The 16,361-nt window shown below is 33.4% G+C and carries 19 protein-coding genes; 1 reads left to right on the top strand and 18 read right to left on the bottom strand.

The window, feature by feature from the left end; genetic code table 11:
• Positions 1-130 precede the first annotated feature (130 nt).
• The 8 genes from ilvN to HOY35_RS02090 form a co-directional block, all read right to left on the bottom strand.
• Positions 131-607, bottom strand: a complete 477-nt coding sequence (gene ilvN, locus HOY35_RS02125; protein ID WP_172210360.1) for an acetolactate synthase small subunit — start codon at positions 605-607, stop codon at positions 131-133.
• A complete protein-coding gene (locus tag HOY35_RS02120; protein WP_172210359.1) occupies positions 608-2,299 on the bottom strand; it encodes an acetolactate synthase large subunit in 1,692 nt (563 codons plus the stop codon).
• 74 nt (positions 2,300-2,373) lie between these two features.
• Positions 2,374-4,074, bottom strand: coding sequence for a dihydroxy-acid dehydratase (gene ilvD / locus HOY35_RS02115; RefSeq protein ID WP_172210358.1), 1,701 nt, complete (start codon positions 4,072-4,074; stop codon positions 2,374-2,376).
• Positions 4,075-4,312: 238 nt separating this feature from the next.
• Positions 4,313-4,678: a DUF1634 domain-containing protein gene (locus HOY35_RS02110; RefSeq protein WP_172210357.1), complete on the bottom strand. Its 366-nt coding sequence runs from the start codon at positions 4,676-4,678 to the stop codon at positions 4,313-4,315.
• Entirely contained in the window at positions 4,678-5,529 is an 852-nt protein-coding gene (locus HOY35_RS02105) for a sulfite exporter TauE/SafE family protein (RefSeq protein WP_172210549.1), read from the bottom strand. Before HOY35_RS02105 ends, HOY35_RS02110 begins: the two co-directional genes overlap by 1 nt.
• Before the next feature lie 187 nt (positions 5,530-5,716).
• Positions 5,717-6,340 (bottom strand): sugar O-acetyltransferase, encoded by a 624-nt coding sequence (locus HOY35_RS02100; RefSeq protein WP_213173235.1) that lies wholly within the window; start codon positions 6,338-6,340, stop codon positions 5,717-5,719.
• 104 nt (positions 6,341-6,444) lie between these two features.
• Positions 6,445-6,891, bottom strand: a complete 447-nt coding sequence (locus HOY35_RS02095; protein WP_172210356.1) for a DUF523 domain-containing protein — start codon at positions 6,889-6,891, stop codon at positions 6,445-6,447.
• Between the two features lie 873 nt (positions 6,892-7,764).
• Positions 7,765-8,142: a carboxymuconolactone decarboxylase family protein gene (locus HOY35_RS02090; protein ID WP_172210547.1), complete on the bottom strand. Its 378-nt coding sequence runs from the start codon at positions 8,140-8,142 to the stop codon at positions 7,765-7,767.
• A 114-nt stretch (positions 8,143-8,256) separates the two neighbouring features.
• Between HOY35_RS02090 and HOY35_RS02085 the strand changes: the two genes are divergently transcribed.
• Positions 8,257-8,616, top strand: a complete 360-nt coding sequence (locus tag HOY35_RS02085; protein ID WP_172210355.1) for a MerR family transcriptional regulator — start codon at positions 8,257-8,259, stop codon at positions 8,614-8,616.
• Between the two features lie 139 nt (positions 8,617-8,755).
• Here HOY35_RS02085 and HOY35_RS02080 read toward each other — a convergent pair whose 3' ends face one another.
• From HOY35_RS02080 to HOY35_RS02035, 10 genes are all read right to left on the bottom strand, one after another.
• Entirely contained in the window at positions 8,756-9,259 is a 504-nt protein-coding gene (locus HOY35_RS02080) for an isochorismatase family protein (protein ID WP_172210354.1), read from the bottom strand.
• A 663-nt stretch (positions 9,260-9,922) separates the two neighbouring features.
• A complete protein-coding gene (locus HOY35_RS02075) occupies positions 9,923-10,222 on the bottom strand; it encodes a hypothetical protein (RefSeq protein ID WP_172210353.1) in 300 nt (99 codons plus the stop codon).
• A 53-nt stretch (positions 10,223-10,275) separates the two neighbouring features.
• A complete protein-coding gene (locus HOY35_RS02070; protein ID WP_172210352.1) occupies positions 10,276-10,548 on the bottom strand; it encodes a DUF4176 domain-containing protein in 273 nt (90 codons plus the stop codon).
• A 24-nt stretch (positions 10,549-10,572) separates the two neighbouring features.
• Positions 10,573-11,226: a hypothetical protein gene (locus tag HOY35_RS02065; RefSeq protein ID WP_172210351.1), complete on the bottom strand. Its 654-nt coding sequence runs from the start codon at positions 11,224-11,226 to the stop codon at positions 10,573-10,575.
• A 352-nt stretch (positions 11,227-11,578) separates the two neighbouring features.
• Positions 11,579-12,097 (bottom strand): DUF5085 family protein, encoded by a 519-nt coding sequence (locus HOY35_RS02060; protein ID WP_172210546.1) that lies wholly within the window; start codon positions 12,095-12,097, stop codon positions 11,579-11,581.
• Positions 12,098-12,099: 2 nt separating this feature from the next.
• Entirely contained in the window at positions 12,100-12,540 is a 441-nt protein-coding gene (locus HOY35_RS02055; protein WP_172210350.1) for a hypothetical protein, read from the bottom strand.
• Between the two features lie 12 nt (positions 12,541-12,552).
• Positions 12,553-13,518 (bottom strand): hypothetical protein, encoded by a 966-nt coding sequence (locus HOY35_RS02050; RefSeq protein WP_172210349.1) that lies wholly within the window; start codon positions 13,516-13,518, stop codon positions 12,553-12,555.
• Entirely contained in the window at positions 13,518-15,062 is a 1,545-nt protein-coding gene (locus HOY35_RS02045; RefSeq protein WP_172210348.1) for a T7SS effector LXG polymorphic toxin, read from the bottom strand. Before HOY35_RS02045 ends, HOY35_RS02050 begins: the two co-directional genes overlap by 1 nt.
• Complete coding sequence (locus tag HOY35_RS02040) at positions 15,053-15,412, bottom strand: hypothetical protein (protein ID WP_172210347.1); 360 nt, start codon at positions 15,410-15,412, stop codon at positions 15,053-15,055. The genes HOY35_RS02045 and HOY35_RS02040 overlap by 10 nt, the downstream gene beginning before the upstream one ends.
• Before the next feature lies 1 nt (position 15,413).
• Entirely contained in the window at positions 15,414-15,683 is a 270-nt protein-coding gene (locus tag HOY35_RS02035) for a hypothetical protein (protein ID WP_172210346.1), read from the bottom strand.
• Positions 15,684-16,361: the final 678 nt, after the last annotated feature.

The raw sequence follows: 16,361 nt of genomic DNA, 5'->3' as shown, positions 1-16,361 counted from the left end.
AAAACTCAATACTTTAAGTTTTAATGGTCTTTTAATTAGTACATTCATTATTGTAACATAATTCAAAATATTTTGACAATTCAAAACTAAACCAAATTTCCAGTTATTCTTTTAATCAAAAATAACTTTTTTAGCCTCTGCTGAAGCCTGTGACACCAGTTCTCGCTAAATTTTTAATCCCATATGGAATGACAATTTTTAGCAAAGCGTCAATTTTATCGCTCGATCCTGTGGATTGAATCGTAATTGTTTTAGGTGACACATCAATCACACTCGCTCTAAACGGCTGAATCATTGCAAAAATTTCAGCCCGAACATTAGCAGGCGCATTAATTTTAATCAATGCTACCTCACGCTCCAAATGTGGTACATCTGTAATATCACGTACCCTTACCACATCAATCATGCGATTAAGCTGCTTCACGACAAGCTCAACTTCATTAAGGGTTTCCACATCAATCACAATCGTAATTCGAGATAAGTGTGGTTGGTCCGTTGGTCCAACTGAAATACTTTCAATATTAACCTGTCTTCTCGATAATACCCCAGTAAATCGATTAAGGACGCCGGAGGTATTATTTAATTTCGCTGTTAGCATTCTTCTCATTTAGTCCACCCCCAACATTTCAAAGTTTGATTTGCCTGCTGGCACCATTGGTGTTACGATTTCGGAGAATGGGATATGGACTTCAATAAATGCCGGCCCAGCATCATTAATTACTTCAAGATCCTTTTCAATTGTCTGTGCATCAGTTAAAAGGACATGATTGATGCCATACGCCTTTGCAAGTAATTGAAAATCTGGCTGCTGATCCAAGACCGACTCACTACGGCGTTCATTAAAGAAGGCTTCCTGCCATTGCCGAACCATACCTAAGGAATGATTATTTAGCATCACAATCTTAATCGGTACATTATAAATATTTAAAATTGCCAATTCTTGATTGGTCATCTGAAAGCCACCATCACCTACAAAAAGAACGACCTCCTTTTCTGGATGGGCAAGCTTCGCTCCGATTGCTGCTGGAATCCCGAAGCCCATCGTCCCTAAACCACCACTTGTAACCAATTGATTTGGAAATTTAAATGGATAAAATTGAGCAGTCCACATTTGATGCTGACCAACATCAGTTACGATAATTGCATCGCCCTTCGTCAGTTTACCAATAATTTCAATGACACGCTGTGGCTTAATTTCAGTTTCAGAGTGCGCATATTTAAAAGGGTGTTTTGCTTTATTTGCTGAAACGTGGGCCACCCAATCTTCATTCTGAGGTTTTTGACCCTCGATTTTCAATAACTCAACTAGAGCATTTTTAAGGTCACTTACAACAGGAATTTGCGTTCGAATAATTTTACCAATTTCTGCTGGATCAATATCGATATGCGCAATCTTAGCTTCCGGCGCAAAGGTTGAGGGACTACTTGCTAGTCGATCATCAAAGCGTGAGCCAAGATTAATTAAAAAATCACATTCTGTTAGTGCCATATTGGCTGCATAAGAGCCATGCATCCCACCCATACCTAAAAATAGTGGATTGGTCGTTGGAATACTACCGAGACCTAAAAGTGTATTAACCACAGGAATTTGGTATTTTTCAACAAAATCAACAAATTCTTGACCTGCGTGCGCATAGTTAAGCCCACCACCAGCTAGAATTAAAGGCTTCTTGGAGGCTGCAAGCGCATCAATAATTTTTCTGAGCTGCTTGCCATTCGGCTCTGTTGTTGGTTGATAACTCGCAATATCAATCGTCGTATCATTAATTTCAGAAACCTGATTAACTGAAATATTCTTCGGTAAATCAATCACTACCGGACCTTTACGACCAGTCGTTGCAATGTGAAAGGCTTCCATAATAATTCGTGGAATATCTTCAGTATCACGTACCTGATAATTATATTTTGTAATCGGCATCGTAATGCCAACCATATCTGCTTCTTGAAAGGCATCCTTACCAATCCCCGGTGTTGCCACCTGTCCTGTAAAGACAATCATTGGTACAGAATCACTAAAAGCATCCGCAATTGCCGTAACGGCATTAGTCGCCCCTGGTCCGCTTGTCACAACAGCAACGCCAGGCTTGCCAGTTGACTTGGCATAGCCCTCGGCTGCGGTTACAGCACCTTGTTCGTGACGAGCCAAGATATGCTGAATGTCAAAATCATAAATTGCATCATATAATGGTAAAACTGCGCCTCCTGGATAACCAAAAATCTTTTCAACACCTAGTTTTTTCAAGGTCTCTAGGAGTAGCATCGATCCAGAAGTCGGTTGATCTAGTTTCATTTTTTTCAAAGGTCCGCCTCCTCTACTCTGAATAGTTAGTATTATTAATTTATAATAGCATCAATTATTAATCAATAGCTAATTTAATCCTCTAATAAATCTTGTAATTCTTTTGGTAATTTAAGGATTGCCCCGGTATTAGCACTTGTTACCATTGCGGTATAGCGTGCCAACCAGCCTGTTTTAACTTTAGCCTTAAATTTTGGTAAGCCTTGACGACGACGAGCTAGCTCTTCATCAGAAACTGACAAATTAAGCGTTCGATTCGTTAAATCAATAATGATTTCGTCACCGTCTTGAATTAAGGCAATTTCACCACCTTCAGCAGCCTCTGGCGAAACGTGACCAATTGAAATACCACGACTCGCACCAGAAAATCGACCATCTGTGATTAACGCAACATCTCTTCCTAAGCCACGACCGACAATGGAGGAGGTTGGTGCAAGCATTTCAGGCATTCCTGGTCCACCCTTAGGCCCTTCGTAGCGAATGACGACAACATGACCCTTTTGAACCTTATGTGTATCAATACCTTCTACAGCCTCATCATGCGAATTGAAGCAGATTGCCTTCCCCTTAAAATAACGAATGTCTGGATCAACCCCACCAACCTTAATCACTGAGCCATTTTGAGCAATATTCCCATAAAGAATCGACAAACCACCAACCTTAGAATAAGCATTTTCTAATGGGTGAATGACTTCTGGATTTTTTATTGATGCATCTGCAACATTTTCAGCAATCGTTTTGCCTGTTACCGTTAGACGATTTGGATGAATGGCATTGCATTTAATTAGCTCCTTAATAATTGCTGAAACGCCACCTGCTTCGTGCACATCATGCATTGAATAAATAGAGCTAGGTGCAATTTTAGATAAGTACGGTACACGCTTGGCAATTTCATTGATATCAGCTAAATCATATTCAATACCCGCTTCACTGGCAATCGCTAGTGTGTGTAAAACCGTATTAGTTGAGCCACCCATTGCCATATCTAAAGCAAAGGCATCGTCAATCGCTTCTTTTGTAATAATGTCTTTAGGCTTAATATCTTCTTTTACTAATCGCATAAGATGTTTTGCTGCCTGATAAACCAAATCCTTACGTTCTTCAGAGACGGCTAAGGCTGTTCCGTTACCGGGCAAGGCAATACCTAGAATTTCCATTAAGGTATTCATCGAATTTGCTGTAAACATTCCCGCACACGAACCACAGCTTGGACATGCATTTTGTTCCATAAATTCTAATTCTGATTCATCAATTTGACCTTCTTTTCTAGCGCCAACTGCCTCAAACAAGGTTGAGAGCGTTGCTTGATGACCATGCATATCCACACCGGCCTTCATCGGTCCACCAGAGCAAAAAATACCCGGCACATTGGTTCTGACACTTGCTAAAATCATACCCGGAGTAATTTTATCGCAGTTTGGCATATAAAAAACCCCATCAAACCAATGCGCGTTAATCATTGTTTCTGCTGCATCTGCAATTAATTCACGAGAAGGTAAGCTATACCGCATCCCAATATGACCCATCGCAATGCCATCATCCACACCAATGGTATTGAATTCAAAAGGAATACCACCTGCTTCTTTGATTGCTTGCTTTGCAACCTGGGCTAACTCTCGAAGATGGACGTGTCCAGGCACGATATCTGTGTAAGAATTACAAATTGCAATAAATGGTTTCTTCATATCTTTTGCACTTTTTACTTGTCCTGTCGCATACAACAGGCCTCGAGCTGGTGCTTGTGCAACACCAACCTTAATTTTGTCACTTCTCATGAAAAGCCCCTCTTAATCTATTAAATACATTTTATTCATTTTGTAGTTTTTCATTTAAATAAAATAAGCAAAATATTTTATTTATCTAATGTTGATACTACAAAACGACTATCATAAAATGATAGTTTTTTCTATTCTAACACCCAATGTCACAAAGTCAATAGAATTATCAGAAAATTTCGCCAATTCTTAATGATAATTCTGCTTCCAGAGCATTTCAAAAAAATTGATACCCGATTTAGTAATGATGCCCAACAAAAATCGCAACTACTAGGATAAGCAAAACCAAAATCGTAATGGCAACATACAAATAATCCTTTTCAATTGCAAAAGCAATAATTGACGCTAAGACACGCAAAACAGGTGTTAAAATTAAACAAAATAACCCTAGCATCATTAAGGCAAATGGTTTTAAGCTAAGGCAGCCATCGATAATATCACTTAGACCGACTGGATAGCTATTTGCAGGATAGCCACTTTTGCCAGTTGCAAATAATAAAATCATACCAATAACCATAATTATTACACTAATAAAAACGCCAATTCTTAACAGCTGTCCAATTATTTTTTCAACATCTAGCATTTCATCTTTGGTTGATTTCATCAACTCATCCACCCCAGTCCTTTTAAGAGCATTTGAATTGCAACTAAGGCGATAACTGGTATAAAAATAAGCCTTAGGGTGCTTGCGGGTAATTTAGGCATCACCTTACTGCCCATGGTTGAACCGATAACAATGCCGAGACATATTGGCACCGCCAGCATCGGTTGAATTGAACCATTGAAAAAATAAACTGTTGCTGAAGCGGCAGCTGTCACACCCATCATTAAATTACTAGTTGCACTTGAGGGCTTTAGTGGCATCTTCATTGCCGAGTCCATTGCCATCACCTTAAATGCACCACTACCGATACCTAGAAGTCCTGAAGCAACACCAGCACCTAGCATAATACTGGCACCTAATGGCACCTTTTCAACCTGATAATGAATTCTTTGCGCCAAGGCCTTATCATAATAGCTTGAATTTAGTTTTAGCTGATGCGCAATTTTATCCTCTTTACCAGTAGTAATTATTTGCTCACCCTGCTTTAGCTTGCGATACATATTCCAAGATTGAAAAATAAGCAGACCACCAAACAAGAAAAAAAGGAAGGTTGCATTAAATAAGCCAGCTAATAAAGCACCGATTAGACCACCTATTGCCGTGAAAATTTCTAAAAACATTGCCAGCCTTAAATTGAGTAAATCATCCTTTAAATAAGCAATTGTGCCACCTGTACTTGTCGCAATAACAGCAACAATACTAGTACCTATTGCAATTTTAATATCAACTCCGAAAATTAAAGTTAAAATTGGGGTCACAACTAAGCCACCACCAAGACCTAAAATTGAGCCAATAAAGCCCGCCAGCACACCAGTGATTAGCATTATAAAAATAAACAATGATAAATCCATTCCATACATTTTTTCCACTCCTTAGAAAACGCTGTTATTAAGTATAAAACAAAATTTAATTTATTTCTTGAATTTTTAAAACACCCCTGCCTCAGCTTCAAAAAAACGGACAGGCACAGCAACAGAAAAAGCCATCCTATCCGTTCCATATGATTACCTGAATTATAATTTAATAGCCCTTGCGACATTAATTATTTTCAGTCATCTCAGCAATTAATTGGCGATGTAAACCACGCCATTTTTCCTTATCCTCAGTTGTTATTGGTCGAATTACTCGGCAAGGATTACCCGCTGCAATTACATTAGCTGGCATATCCTTAGTCACTACTGAACCTGAGCCGATTATCGTATTTTTTCCGATTGTGATGCCTGGATTAATAATTGATCCACCACCTATCCAAACATTGTCACCAACCAAAATTTCGTAACCTAATTCTGGACCGCTAATTCTTGTTAAAGGATCGATTGGGTGACTTGCAGTAAACAAACTCACCCTTGGCCCAAACATCACATTGTCACCAATCACAATTTTTGCAACATCTAGCATGACGCTATCAGTATTAGCATAAAAATTGGCTCCCAGTTGAATATTGGAGCCATAATCGCAATAAAATGGTGGCTCAATGTAAAAGCTCTCTGCTGTTTGACCTAATAGTTTCTTAAATAGCTCTGTACGTTGCAAAACTTCTTCATCAGTTGCCTGATTAATTTGACGGAGTAGCTTTTTAGCACGCTGAGACTCTTTGCGAAGCGTTTCATCGCTGGCCAAATATAATTCCCCATTAAGCATTCTTTCTTTTTGTGTTTTCACAGTCTAGTAATTCCTTTCTTTATATTTCAATTACTATTATTTTATCACACTGATAATTGATCATTCATAGAAAAAAAGATATAAATATTTAAATTGTTATTATTTTATTCAAGGTGATGCTTTAAAATCATTCGGTCAAAATCCGCGACATCAATTACCCTGATACCCTTGCTTATTAAATACTGAGCAAAGATACCCTGACCTTCAATCAATTGCCCATCAAAATTGCCATTATAGATTTGGTTAACGCCACAGGTCGGACTTCTGGATTGTAAAATTGCCAAATCAATTTCTGATTCATTAATGTCAGACATCGCTAACTGGACACCTTTCTGATAAAGCTCTGTCACATCATCACCAGTCACTTCCTTGACCCTACCATTATTTAATTCGGCACTTGGTCTTGGTGTTCCTAAGCCTGCCAATACTTCTGGGCAAAGCGAAACAGCTTCGTGATCCTTTAGCCATTCAATAACCGAAGGATTAATGGCATTACTACCGTTATATCTACAATATTTACCTAATATACAACTGCTTACGATTACTTTCATCAACGCTCCTTAGTTTATTGATTCAATTTTTATAATTTATTAGCTCAAACTAAGCTTAACAAATTTTTGAAAGCTTTTAATATTAATAATAATTTTTATAGATAAATAAATTAATAACTTTCGGATTTGATCCTTTGAACTAAGGTTTTAAAGCGCCCTTTAGTTGCTTGAATTAAAGTCCTTACAAAAATGAAAAATTTGGCGATTTTTGCCAAACATCATCTTTGTGAGAAGAGGCGAAAGAGCGTAGTAAATAAAGAATTAGAAGACCTTTTAAATAATTAATTATTACAACGCTAACAATTTTCGACCATACTTTAGCGATAAATTGATAATACCTCTAATTCTGGTGAGCGAAATTACTTTCGATGATGCCACTAATCTAGCTTCAACGGCTTGACAACATGCTTTCGAGTCAAAATTTGACGGGTCTGAGAACGACACTTTCAAATTTCGCCTACCGTTCGCAGTTGTCAGACCAAGCTATTTCAACTTTTTAGATAATCTAGCTTCATTGACCAGCACCTAGCAAACTAGTGAAAAAGTACGCACGAGCGATAGCTCGCTTACATCATTTTTCTAAGTTTGTACGTTGCTAATCGGTCATTTCAGCTTTTTAAATAACCGCCTCAAATTGCAAGCAATTTTCGGGAGGTAAGTGACAATCACAAAAAAAAGAGGCTGATTGCCTCATTTTAAAATTAATACGATTCACCACTTTCAGAAATAAATAAATTTTTATACCTTCTGCTCCTACTCTAGCACTATTCGACATATCGCTAGGCTATTCTCCACACCAGATTCGTTAAAGCTTATAATAAACTTAATTCATACTATCTAAAATTATCTTAAAGCATTTCTTTCTTGTTAGTCTCATTGTTCATTCGAGAAGATTTTTTTGGCAATAAAAGTCGCATTTAATACTCTTGGAAAGCCAACATAAGGAATACATTGAATCAATGTCTCTACAATTTCTTCTTGCGTAATCCCGACATTTAATGATGCTTTAAAATGAACTTCTAACTGAGGACCAGTATCACCTTGCGAAATCAAACTCGCCAGCGTAATTAATTCTCTTTGCCTAATATCTAAACCCTTTCGATTGTAGATATCTCCAAAAGCAAATTCAAGAATATATTTACCGATATCCTCTGTCATTCCAGCTAATGATTCAATTACATTTTCTCCTGCCTGACCATCAATTTCTTTTAATTTTTCAAAACCACTTTGGTATCGACTTTTTTCTTTCATCATTTTAATGCCTCCGTTTTAAAATTTTAATTATTCAAATCACTTTGACACTATTTATTCTACATGCTAGAGTTAACTCCATATCAAGCACTTATTTTAAAAAGGAGATTAAAAATGACACAATATTCAATTGGACAATTCGCGAAAAAATCTGGTTTATCAATCGATACTCTGCGCTATTACGAAAAAGAAGCGATTATTTTTAGTCAACGGGACTCAAATAACAGAAGATATTATCTTGAGGCAGATTATGAATGGTTACTTTTTATTTTGAGACTCAAAAAAACTGGTATGACAATCAAAAATATTAAAGAGTACGCCAAATTAAGATATCAAGGTGATTCAACCATTTCAAATCGCTTAAAATTACTCTTTGAACAATTAGAAATATTAAAAGTAAAGCAAACTGAGATTTCTCAAAATATTGAATTTATTGAAGATAAGATTGAAATTTATAAAAAAATGACTTTATAGCTTTTAAAATCATTTTTATATATTCAATAATCCCTTGTATAATTTCTGACTTGTCTTCATAACAAGAGATATATTTTATAGAATCAATTTTACGTCACAAATCAAAAATATATCTATTTTATTTAAAATAATAACAATATCAATTAATAAATGTTACAAATCTTTGATGCCAGATACCTTCATAAAAATTAATTGTGGCTTGAGCATGCATATAAGGATTATCATAGGTTGTAGTCGCTCCATGCTGCATTTGAATATGATAACCTAAAGCATGAGCCACTTTTATTGTTGTATCAATGCAATATTCGGTTTGTGCTCCACAAATTTCCATTTCAGTAACTTTTAATTTTTTTAATAAACTTTGAAAATTGGTTTTAAAAAATGAATCGGCATGTGTTTTTATAACTTTATGAACATTTGTTGGTATATTTAATTCAGGCACAACTTCCCACTCATAGCTCCCTTGTAATAAAGTCTCATCACAATGCTGGATGATAATAATTGCTTTATTATCTTTCTGGTATTGCGCAACTCGATGATTAACTAAGCGCACGAGTTCGTGAAAATTATAAATCAATTCTTCAGACTTACACACACCATTTTGAAGGTCAATAATTACTAAGGCATCTGACGTCTCTGCCATTTTTCTACTCTTTTCAATTTTAGATTACATATTTTTTTATATCATATCACATCAAAAATCATTAATTTTGAATAAGCGATTTTCTTTAATCTCAATTTTTAAAATGTTACGCTTAAATTAATAGAAAGGATTGATTTTTTGAATAATTCGAGAAAACACATTTTTTATATTATCGCCACTATATTCGCAAGTATCATTTTCGGTATCCTTACAGATAATATTATTTTTGGCATTAGTTTATTAATTTTGCTAAGCACCCTTTTCTTATCTAAAAAAAAATAAATTATTTTTTAAACTTTTTCAATTATACTTTTACAAAATTAACATCACTATAAACATATTCAGTTTAAATATGAGAAATAAATTATTAAGCAAATTAGAAAAATAGCTTTTTAAATATCTCTCCCCCGTTCTTGCTACTTTTCACTTTTCTACACAAACAAAAAGCCTTTTATCACTTGTAGACAAGGGAAATAAGGCTTATGAAATGACATTAGTTTGACTGGCAGTTTGCCTTTTGATAAATTCAAAAAAAGTCGACATTGTTTGAGATGCCAACAACAAAGTGTCACTTGAAAACAAGAGAGCCTTATCAAATTACAATAAAATTGATTGATATTATAACACAGAGAACAATTTCCATCCCGTGAGAGTTGCTGATGACTAATGATAACCCAGTTGTCCCAGTCCAGACCATTTACCATAATTTATTGAGCCTGAATAACTTCCAAGTATTTTAATGAGTTGACTAATTTCATTAAAACCATGACTTGGATGAGCTGCTAAGTACAGCATTAATGTTTCATTTAATTCAGGAACAACGTTTTTTACATCCGAATTTTTAATCTGAGTTAATGAATTAGACAATAACAGTTCCAATTGATTGTAGCTTAACTGCTTGGCTTTTTCGATTGATTTTTTTAGCAATTCTATTATTGTAATTTCAATATTATTTTTATTCATTTTAAACACACCTCTTTTTGATTAGTCATACTTACTGTAGATTGTATTCTTAATTAGATAATATAACAAACAAAAGCCACCATCATCTCTGACAGTGACAAGGCGTTTATGAAAAGATTAGTTATTATTTTTTCATCATTGATGTCGACGTCACCCTTAGGTACGATTTCAGAATTTTTTTCTTTCCATTGAGTAAATAGTTCAATAAAACGCTTTTCATCGTCATCTATATAACCTTTAAAAATTACTTCATCAATATCATTATCATTAAAATAATATACTTGTTCTGGATCTAATCCCTCTGGATAAATAAACGATACTTCCAATTAGTAACATAATCTATTCTCCTTTTAAAATTTGATATTTTTTTGAGACATCTGGTCTAAACTGCGATTACCATAAACATTACCTATTGCCGAAAATAATGATATATAAAATAATGCATTAAAAAAATTTGCTAATCCTTGTAATGATAAATAGATTAAAAATAGAAATACAACGAACCATAAAATTTTAATTAAAGTTTGCCATAATGTCTCCAATTTTTCTTCAAATGTTCTAGATATTTTATTTTTTATGATTTCCAATTTTAATGTTTTAAACTTATTAAAAGAGTATTTTTGTTTATTAAAAATATTAAAAAGTGTAATTAACATCGTTATATAACTGAATAATAGTAGAAATAATACAAAATAATGATGCTCACTAGTAAGAAAAGAAAAAATGAGATTCATTAATGGCATAGACACAATAAACCAATAAGAAAATGAGATTTGATTTAAAGAGGTGGTTTTATAAATTAATTCTTTACCAGTAACATCATATATTTTCCAAGATTTTTTTCTATTAGAACTAAACATACGAAATGGAAAATAATTTCTAAAATCTAAAATATTAAAATAATCAATTATATACGACCTTTCATGAATTTTTGCAAAAAAATATCTCGTATTTATTCGATTTAATTTTTCTATTACATATCGGTCATATTTTTTTTCTACCATCCAAAAGCTCCCTTAAAAACAGCCATTGGATTTAAAATATCGGCACAACTAGCTTCATCAATCTTGAATATCTCTCCAAAATATGAACATTTGAATTCGTGCATATTACCTTGTATCACTATGAGTAGATATCCAACATTAAAAACCACACTTTTACTTGGCGAAAAGTGCTTTTTATTCCTATTTTAACATCAAAAATAGACAAGCTTGGGACATAAGTCTAAATAACGCAAAAAACGCATAATAGCGATGGATACAAACATTGGTATTATGCATTTTGTTTTTCAGATTGAGCAAAATAGGTCCTGATTTATGACTTATGTCCCAGCCTCTTAAATATTATTTTGATTGATTAAAAAATAAAACCTTGTGTATCCAAGTCATCATGCTCTATAGCGGATTCCTCATATTTGTTTAATTGTTGGTCAACATCTTTATATCCTATTAATATCTCCACATAATCATAAGTAGTCATTGGCATTATATGAAAAAAAGGAGTATTTATTTCTAACTCACTATTTTCCAATGTTAACAATAAATCACTATATGCTTTTTCTGTCAAAACATTATATTTATTAAATACCACAGTTTTCAATAAATTATCTACTAAAAAATAACTCGAAAATTTATAGTTTTCTTTAGTAAATTGATTTTCATATATTGGAAAAAATAGCTCTATATCTATTATTTCATCCTTAGGGACATTATTTAAACTATAAAAAAACGGTCCTCTTAAAGTATAATTTGCATCCAATATATCCTGCACAAATTCAATATAGAATTTATCTAAATCTTCATAATATATTTTCTTTCGACGACTTACGACATTTTGATAACTAATTTTTTCAACAGGTATCACAGTACTAACCATTGTCACTCTACCTCACAGTATAAATCTAGTATAGTTTCATTATAAAAATCTAAAATCACATGATAAATCGTTTTAAGAATTTTACCTGATTCATTAATTTTATTTTTTATTTCACTATACGGAATTGCTTCAGTTTCATCATAATGTCTGTAGTAATAGTTCGTTTCTAAATCAAAATGTTGAAAAAATTCTATAGAGAGCTCATTTTCTCCAATAATGTTTACTTGATTACCTATAGTAGTAAAAATAGATATTTCTTGATCTTTAAAAGGGTTATATTTAAAAATTATTGGACCATTTGTATAATATTCATTTTCAATAAGCTGTCTTTTCAATTCTTGACCAATTCTTTCAACTTGATTGAAAACATCATCGTCAGAATTAAGTGGAGCTGTTAAGCCTATCAAATTATTTAGACTAAGTTCTCTTTTTTTAAATTCCATTTTTCTCTCCCCTTACTTAAACCACTTATTTCTTATTTTAGAAACAAGTTTTATCAACATTATAATAATTAAATTTAGTAAACTTAACCAAAAAACTGTCGTTAATACTATGTTTAACTTACCTAATATATGATATTTTTCAATTATCTGAGGAATTATACATAAAAATAATATACTTAAACTAACATTCACCCATTTGAATATTTTTTTATATTTTATTTGTTTCTCTTTGTTAGTTAATTCCTCTTTTTCAGGAACTAATTCCCAATATTTTTTATCTTTTATTTTTAGAAATGCTAGATATGCAAGTTCAATTATTAGTCTGGAAAAAGCTACTATCATCAAAATTGCTAACCCTAATCCAAATATAAAATTAATTTTTTGAGTAACTATCCCACCTAGAAAAGTTAGTCCAAATATAATCCATAATGTTTTAGAGTTATAGACGCTTGCTTTGGCTTTATAATTTAATTTAGCTCTGTTTTCTGAAAAACCGTGTTTAAGATTTTTTTGTAACCAGTGTATATTATAGGAAATTGTAACGAGCCACATAATTATTACAGTCATTATAAATAAATTTGATGAATTAGAATTCCAATTTAAATTAGTTTCCGTATAAACTGAAATAATATATCCTAAATAGACTAAAATATTAGCTAATAATAGTATATATATAACTAAAAGTATTGAAAACACTTTTTGATATTTATATGAAATATCCGTTGTTAAAGTAATAAATGCTAATATACTCATAAAAATTAATATAGATACTAGTAAAAGATTAATTGGTATCACCCATGGATTAGACTGGTTTACTGTTTTTTCTATAATATATGATGGATACAAACATATCAATGACAAGAAAACACCAAAAAAACTTGTTTTCAACATACTAAGTGAACCTCTAGTAACTGATAATGCTAAAAAATATTGCTCATTTAATTCTTGAGTTGTTTTAATTTTATTTAAATTAACCATTATCCAAACACAGATTTTAATCCTTTTCCTATTGCATTACCTATTCCATTTACAACTTTTTTAGCACCATCTTTAACATGATCCACTGCACTTTTTGGAGGATTACCATATTTATGATTTATTACCATGCTAACTCCTATTCCTGCTGCAGCCCCAACTACAGTTCCTAAAGGCGGTAAAAATAATGAGCCAAACGCTGCACCTGTGGCAGAAGCGGCTGCAGCACTCCCAACATCTACTGTAGTATCGACCACAAAGTTTGTAGCTTCCTCAGTTTGTAAACCATCACTTAAGTCGACATATTTACTAAAATTAGTGGTAATCGTCATTCCAGTAGAGAAAAGACCTAATCCCTTACCGAATTTGCCTAATTTACCGGCATCTTTCCAGCCCTTGAAGTCATTGGCTGGATTTACTGATTCTTTAAATTTACTAACTCCAGCACGAGTCAATGCTTTAACATCTATTTTCCCATTTGGTAACTTAGCATAATTATATTTCGCTAAATCAATTTTGCTTGCATCTTTAAATTCTTTTCCTGTTCTAAAAGTACCATCAAATTTATTAGGTTTAAATAAATTTTTCGTAGTTGCACCCAAGCCTTTGGTTGGATCATATAAAAATTTATTACCCCACTTTAAAACGCCAGCTGCATCTTGCGTAATCGCTACGCCCTTAAAAAAGACTTTTCCATTTTTATATTTAATATATGCATCTAACCCTTTATAACCTCTAGATACCCAAGTTTTAGCTGTTTTTAAAAAATCTATGCCGTATTTTGAAATATTTTTACTAAACCATAATTCTGTTTCTTCTTCAGTTAGGTTATCAGGCATATTTTTTAACTCTGCTTCCATCGCTGATTCATTAACTGTTTTTTTCTTAAAATCCGTAAACCAGCTCTTATCAGTGCCTTCTGGTAATGAATAAGTACCATCACTATTAACCGTCGTATCGTTTAAAACAGTAACGCCTTGCATCGCAATCTTGAAATTATTTAAGCTATCGCTAAATAAACCACTGACTGCACTTGAAAATGCCTGTAGTTTATCTAGCTTCTTTTGTAATTTATCAATGCCATCCTGTAAATCGTCAGAAATCCCATTTAATCGATTTTGAGCATCGAATAAGGCATCTGCGAGCTTAACAAGCGGATTAGAAATGGCTTGTAAGCGAATTGAATAGCTTGCTGCGTCTACCACAGCCTTTGAAGCTTTTTTAATCGCAATTTGTTGCTTTAAGTTAGCCTCATCTAATAGCGATTCATCCGATACGATATCATTGGCTGAACTGTATTTAGATAAATCGGCTTTGACATCATCCGTTGCCTCGGTGACTCGCGTAATCGTTGGTATAATTAATTCTTGAAACAGACCTTTACCTGCTGTATAGGCAGCACCAGATAAGGTATTGCCATCAACAGCGGCAGTCAGCTGCTGACAGCCTGACTTTAGCGACTCAATCGTTGAATGCGCACTTTCTAAATTGGTGGTCAAACCAGAAATTAATTCTGACGATTCACCACTTGCATATTTTAATCCCAAGCTAACTCATTCCTTTCCCGATAAAGTGCCTCACGCTCATTTTCTAATTCGTTAATTGATTGTTTAAATGCGTGATTTAATTGTTCGGATTGCGCGCTGATAATGCGCTTAAATTGATAGTGCTGAATGGTTTCATTTTCCTGATTCAGCCGATAATCATCAGCACCTTTAACAACCAGCTCATCATTGAGATTGATTAGCTGTTGATGATGATTCGCCAGATCTTCTTCTAGGTTAAATAACACCTGCTCAATTTGGCGCTTTTGAGCGGAAATTTCTTCCATTTCCCGCTCTTTTTCCGTAATTTTTTGATTGTATAATAAACGTTCATTGCCATTAATATCTTTCAATTTAATTGCCCCCAGCATTAAAGCTAGCCTGACTATCACGCAAGGCAATTTTTTCAGCTAACTGTGGAAACTTGTCTGCCTGTGCTTGAACACAGCTCACTAATTGACTCAAATCAGACAAAAGCTGATTGTTAACACTCGCGCCGTCCTTCATACTTTGGATGTTACTTTCACTTAGCGTAACTGTTTTTTTACTCGTATCTGCTTGAACGCCCGCAATGCCAGCAGCAGCGCCTACGGCGACACCATAATCAGATGCAACTTTAGCCATTAATAATCCCTCAAATCTATTAATAAATTTAATAAATAACATTTTTAATAATTTATAATAAGATTATCACAGCATTTTTTTAAAGACAAGTAATTTATAAGAAATAACAGCACTGAAAACCAATTTTGAGCTCAACTTTAGTAAATAGCTAATTTCGCTTTCGTATCGTCAGTATAGTTACATTCTATATGAAATATTATGCTGTATCTACGTTATAATGACATTGCGTTTTATACTTATACTATTATTTACTTCAGATTGCAACTGCAAGAATGAGATAAGGTTTTTACGCTTAACTACACCGCAAGTTATCAATCTCTTAGCTGCAATTATATCATGAACACTATTCAAAATATTATTCCTACATAAAAAACTCACTCAATAATTAAATGAAAAACTAAGAGTGAGTTTATTAACTTATTTTATATCAATTACACTAAATTTAGTGTCATCCTTTTTATTTTGAGTTTAAGCTTTTAATCACAATATCTAAAGTTTCATTGCCAGCGCTACCTATTAATGATAGAAGCTCTATTAAACCCTGAGATATAGCCATTTTTGAAAATCAATTATATCCTAAAAAAAACTGTTCTAATCATTATTAACATGCAATAACCTCTTAAAATAAAAAAATCTTATATAAAAATGCGCCTATCGATTATGAGAGCAAGAATATCC

This window comes from Enterococcus sp. MMGLQ5-1, from assembly GCF_013155265.1.
In the GTDB taxonomy this organism is placed as follows: domain Bacteria; phylum Bacillota; class Bacilli; order Lactobacillales; family Streptococcaceae; genus MMGLQ5-1.
The sequence above is the reverse complement of the archived record's forward strand: the minus strand, read 5'-3'. Positions and strand labels throughout refer to the sequence as shown.

Excerpts from the sequence above, each read along its gene's own strand:
- ilvN (WP_172210360.1), bottom strand. The coding sequence starts at position 607 with ATGAGAAGAATGCTAACAGCGAAATTAAATAATACCTCCGGCGTCCTT.
- ilvD (WP_172210358.1), bottom strand. The coding sequence starts at position 4,074 with ATGAGAAGTGACAAAATTAAGGTTGGTGTTGCACAAGCACCAGCTCGA.
- HOY35_RS02110 (WP_172210357.1), bottom strand. The coding sequence starts at position 4,678 with ATGAAATCAACCAAAGATGAAATGCTAGATGTTGAAAAAATAATTGGA.
- HOY35_RS02105 (WP_172210549.1), bottom strand. The coding sequence starts at position 5,529 with ATGGATTTATCATTGTTTATTTTTATAATGCTAATCACTGGTGTGCTG.
- HOY35_RS02095 (WP_172210356.1), bottom strand. The coding sequence starts at position 6,891 with ATGAAAGTAATCGTAAGCAGTTGTATATTAGGTAAATATTGTAGATAT.
- HOY35_RS02090 (WP_172210547.1), bottom strand. The coding sequence starts at position 8,142 with ATGAAAGAAAAAAGTCGATACCAAAGTGGTTTTGAAAAATTAAAAGAA.
- HOY35_RS02085 (WP_172210355.1), top strand. The coding sequence starts at position 8,257 with ATGACACAATATTCAATTGGACAATTCGCGAAAAAATCTGGTTTATCA.
- HOY35_RS02080 (WP_172210354.1), bottom strand. The coding sequence starts at position 9,259 with ATGGCAGAGACGTCAGATGCCTTAGTAATTATTGACCTTCAAAATGGT.
- HOY35_RS02075 (WP_172210353.1), bottom strand. The coding sequence starts at position 10,222 with ATGAATAAAAATAATATTGAAATTACAATAATAGAATTGCTAAAAAAA.
- HOY35_RS02065 (WP_172210351.1), bottom strand. The coding sequence starts at position 11,226 with ATGGTAGAAAAAAAATATGACCGATATGTAATAGAAAAATTAAATCGA.
- HOY35_RS02060 (WP_172210546.1), bottom strand. The coding sequence starts at position 12,097 with ATGGTTAGTACTGTGATACCTGTTGAAAAAATTAGTTATCAAAATGTC.
- HOY35_RS02055 (WP_172210350.1), bottom strand. The coding sequence starts at position 12,540 with ATGGAATTTAAAAAAAGAGAACTTAGTCTAAATAATTTGATAGGCTTA.
- HOY35_RS02050 (WP_172210349.1), bottom strand. The coding sequence starts at position 13,518 with ATGGTTAATTTAAATAAAATTAAAACAACTCAAGAATTAAATGAGCAA.
- HOY35_RS02035 (WP_172210346.1), bottom strand. The coding sequence starts at position 15,683 with ATGGCTAAAGTTGCATCTGATTATGGTGTCGCCGTAGGCGCTGCTGCT.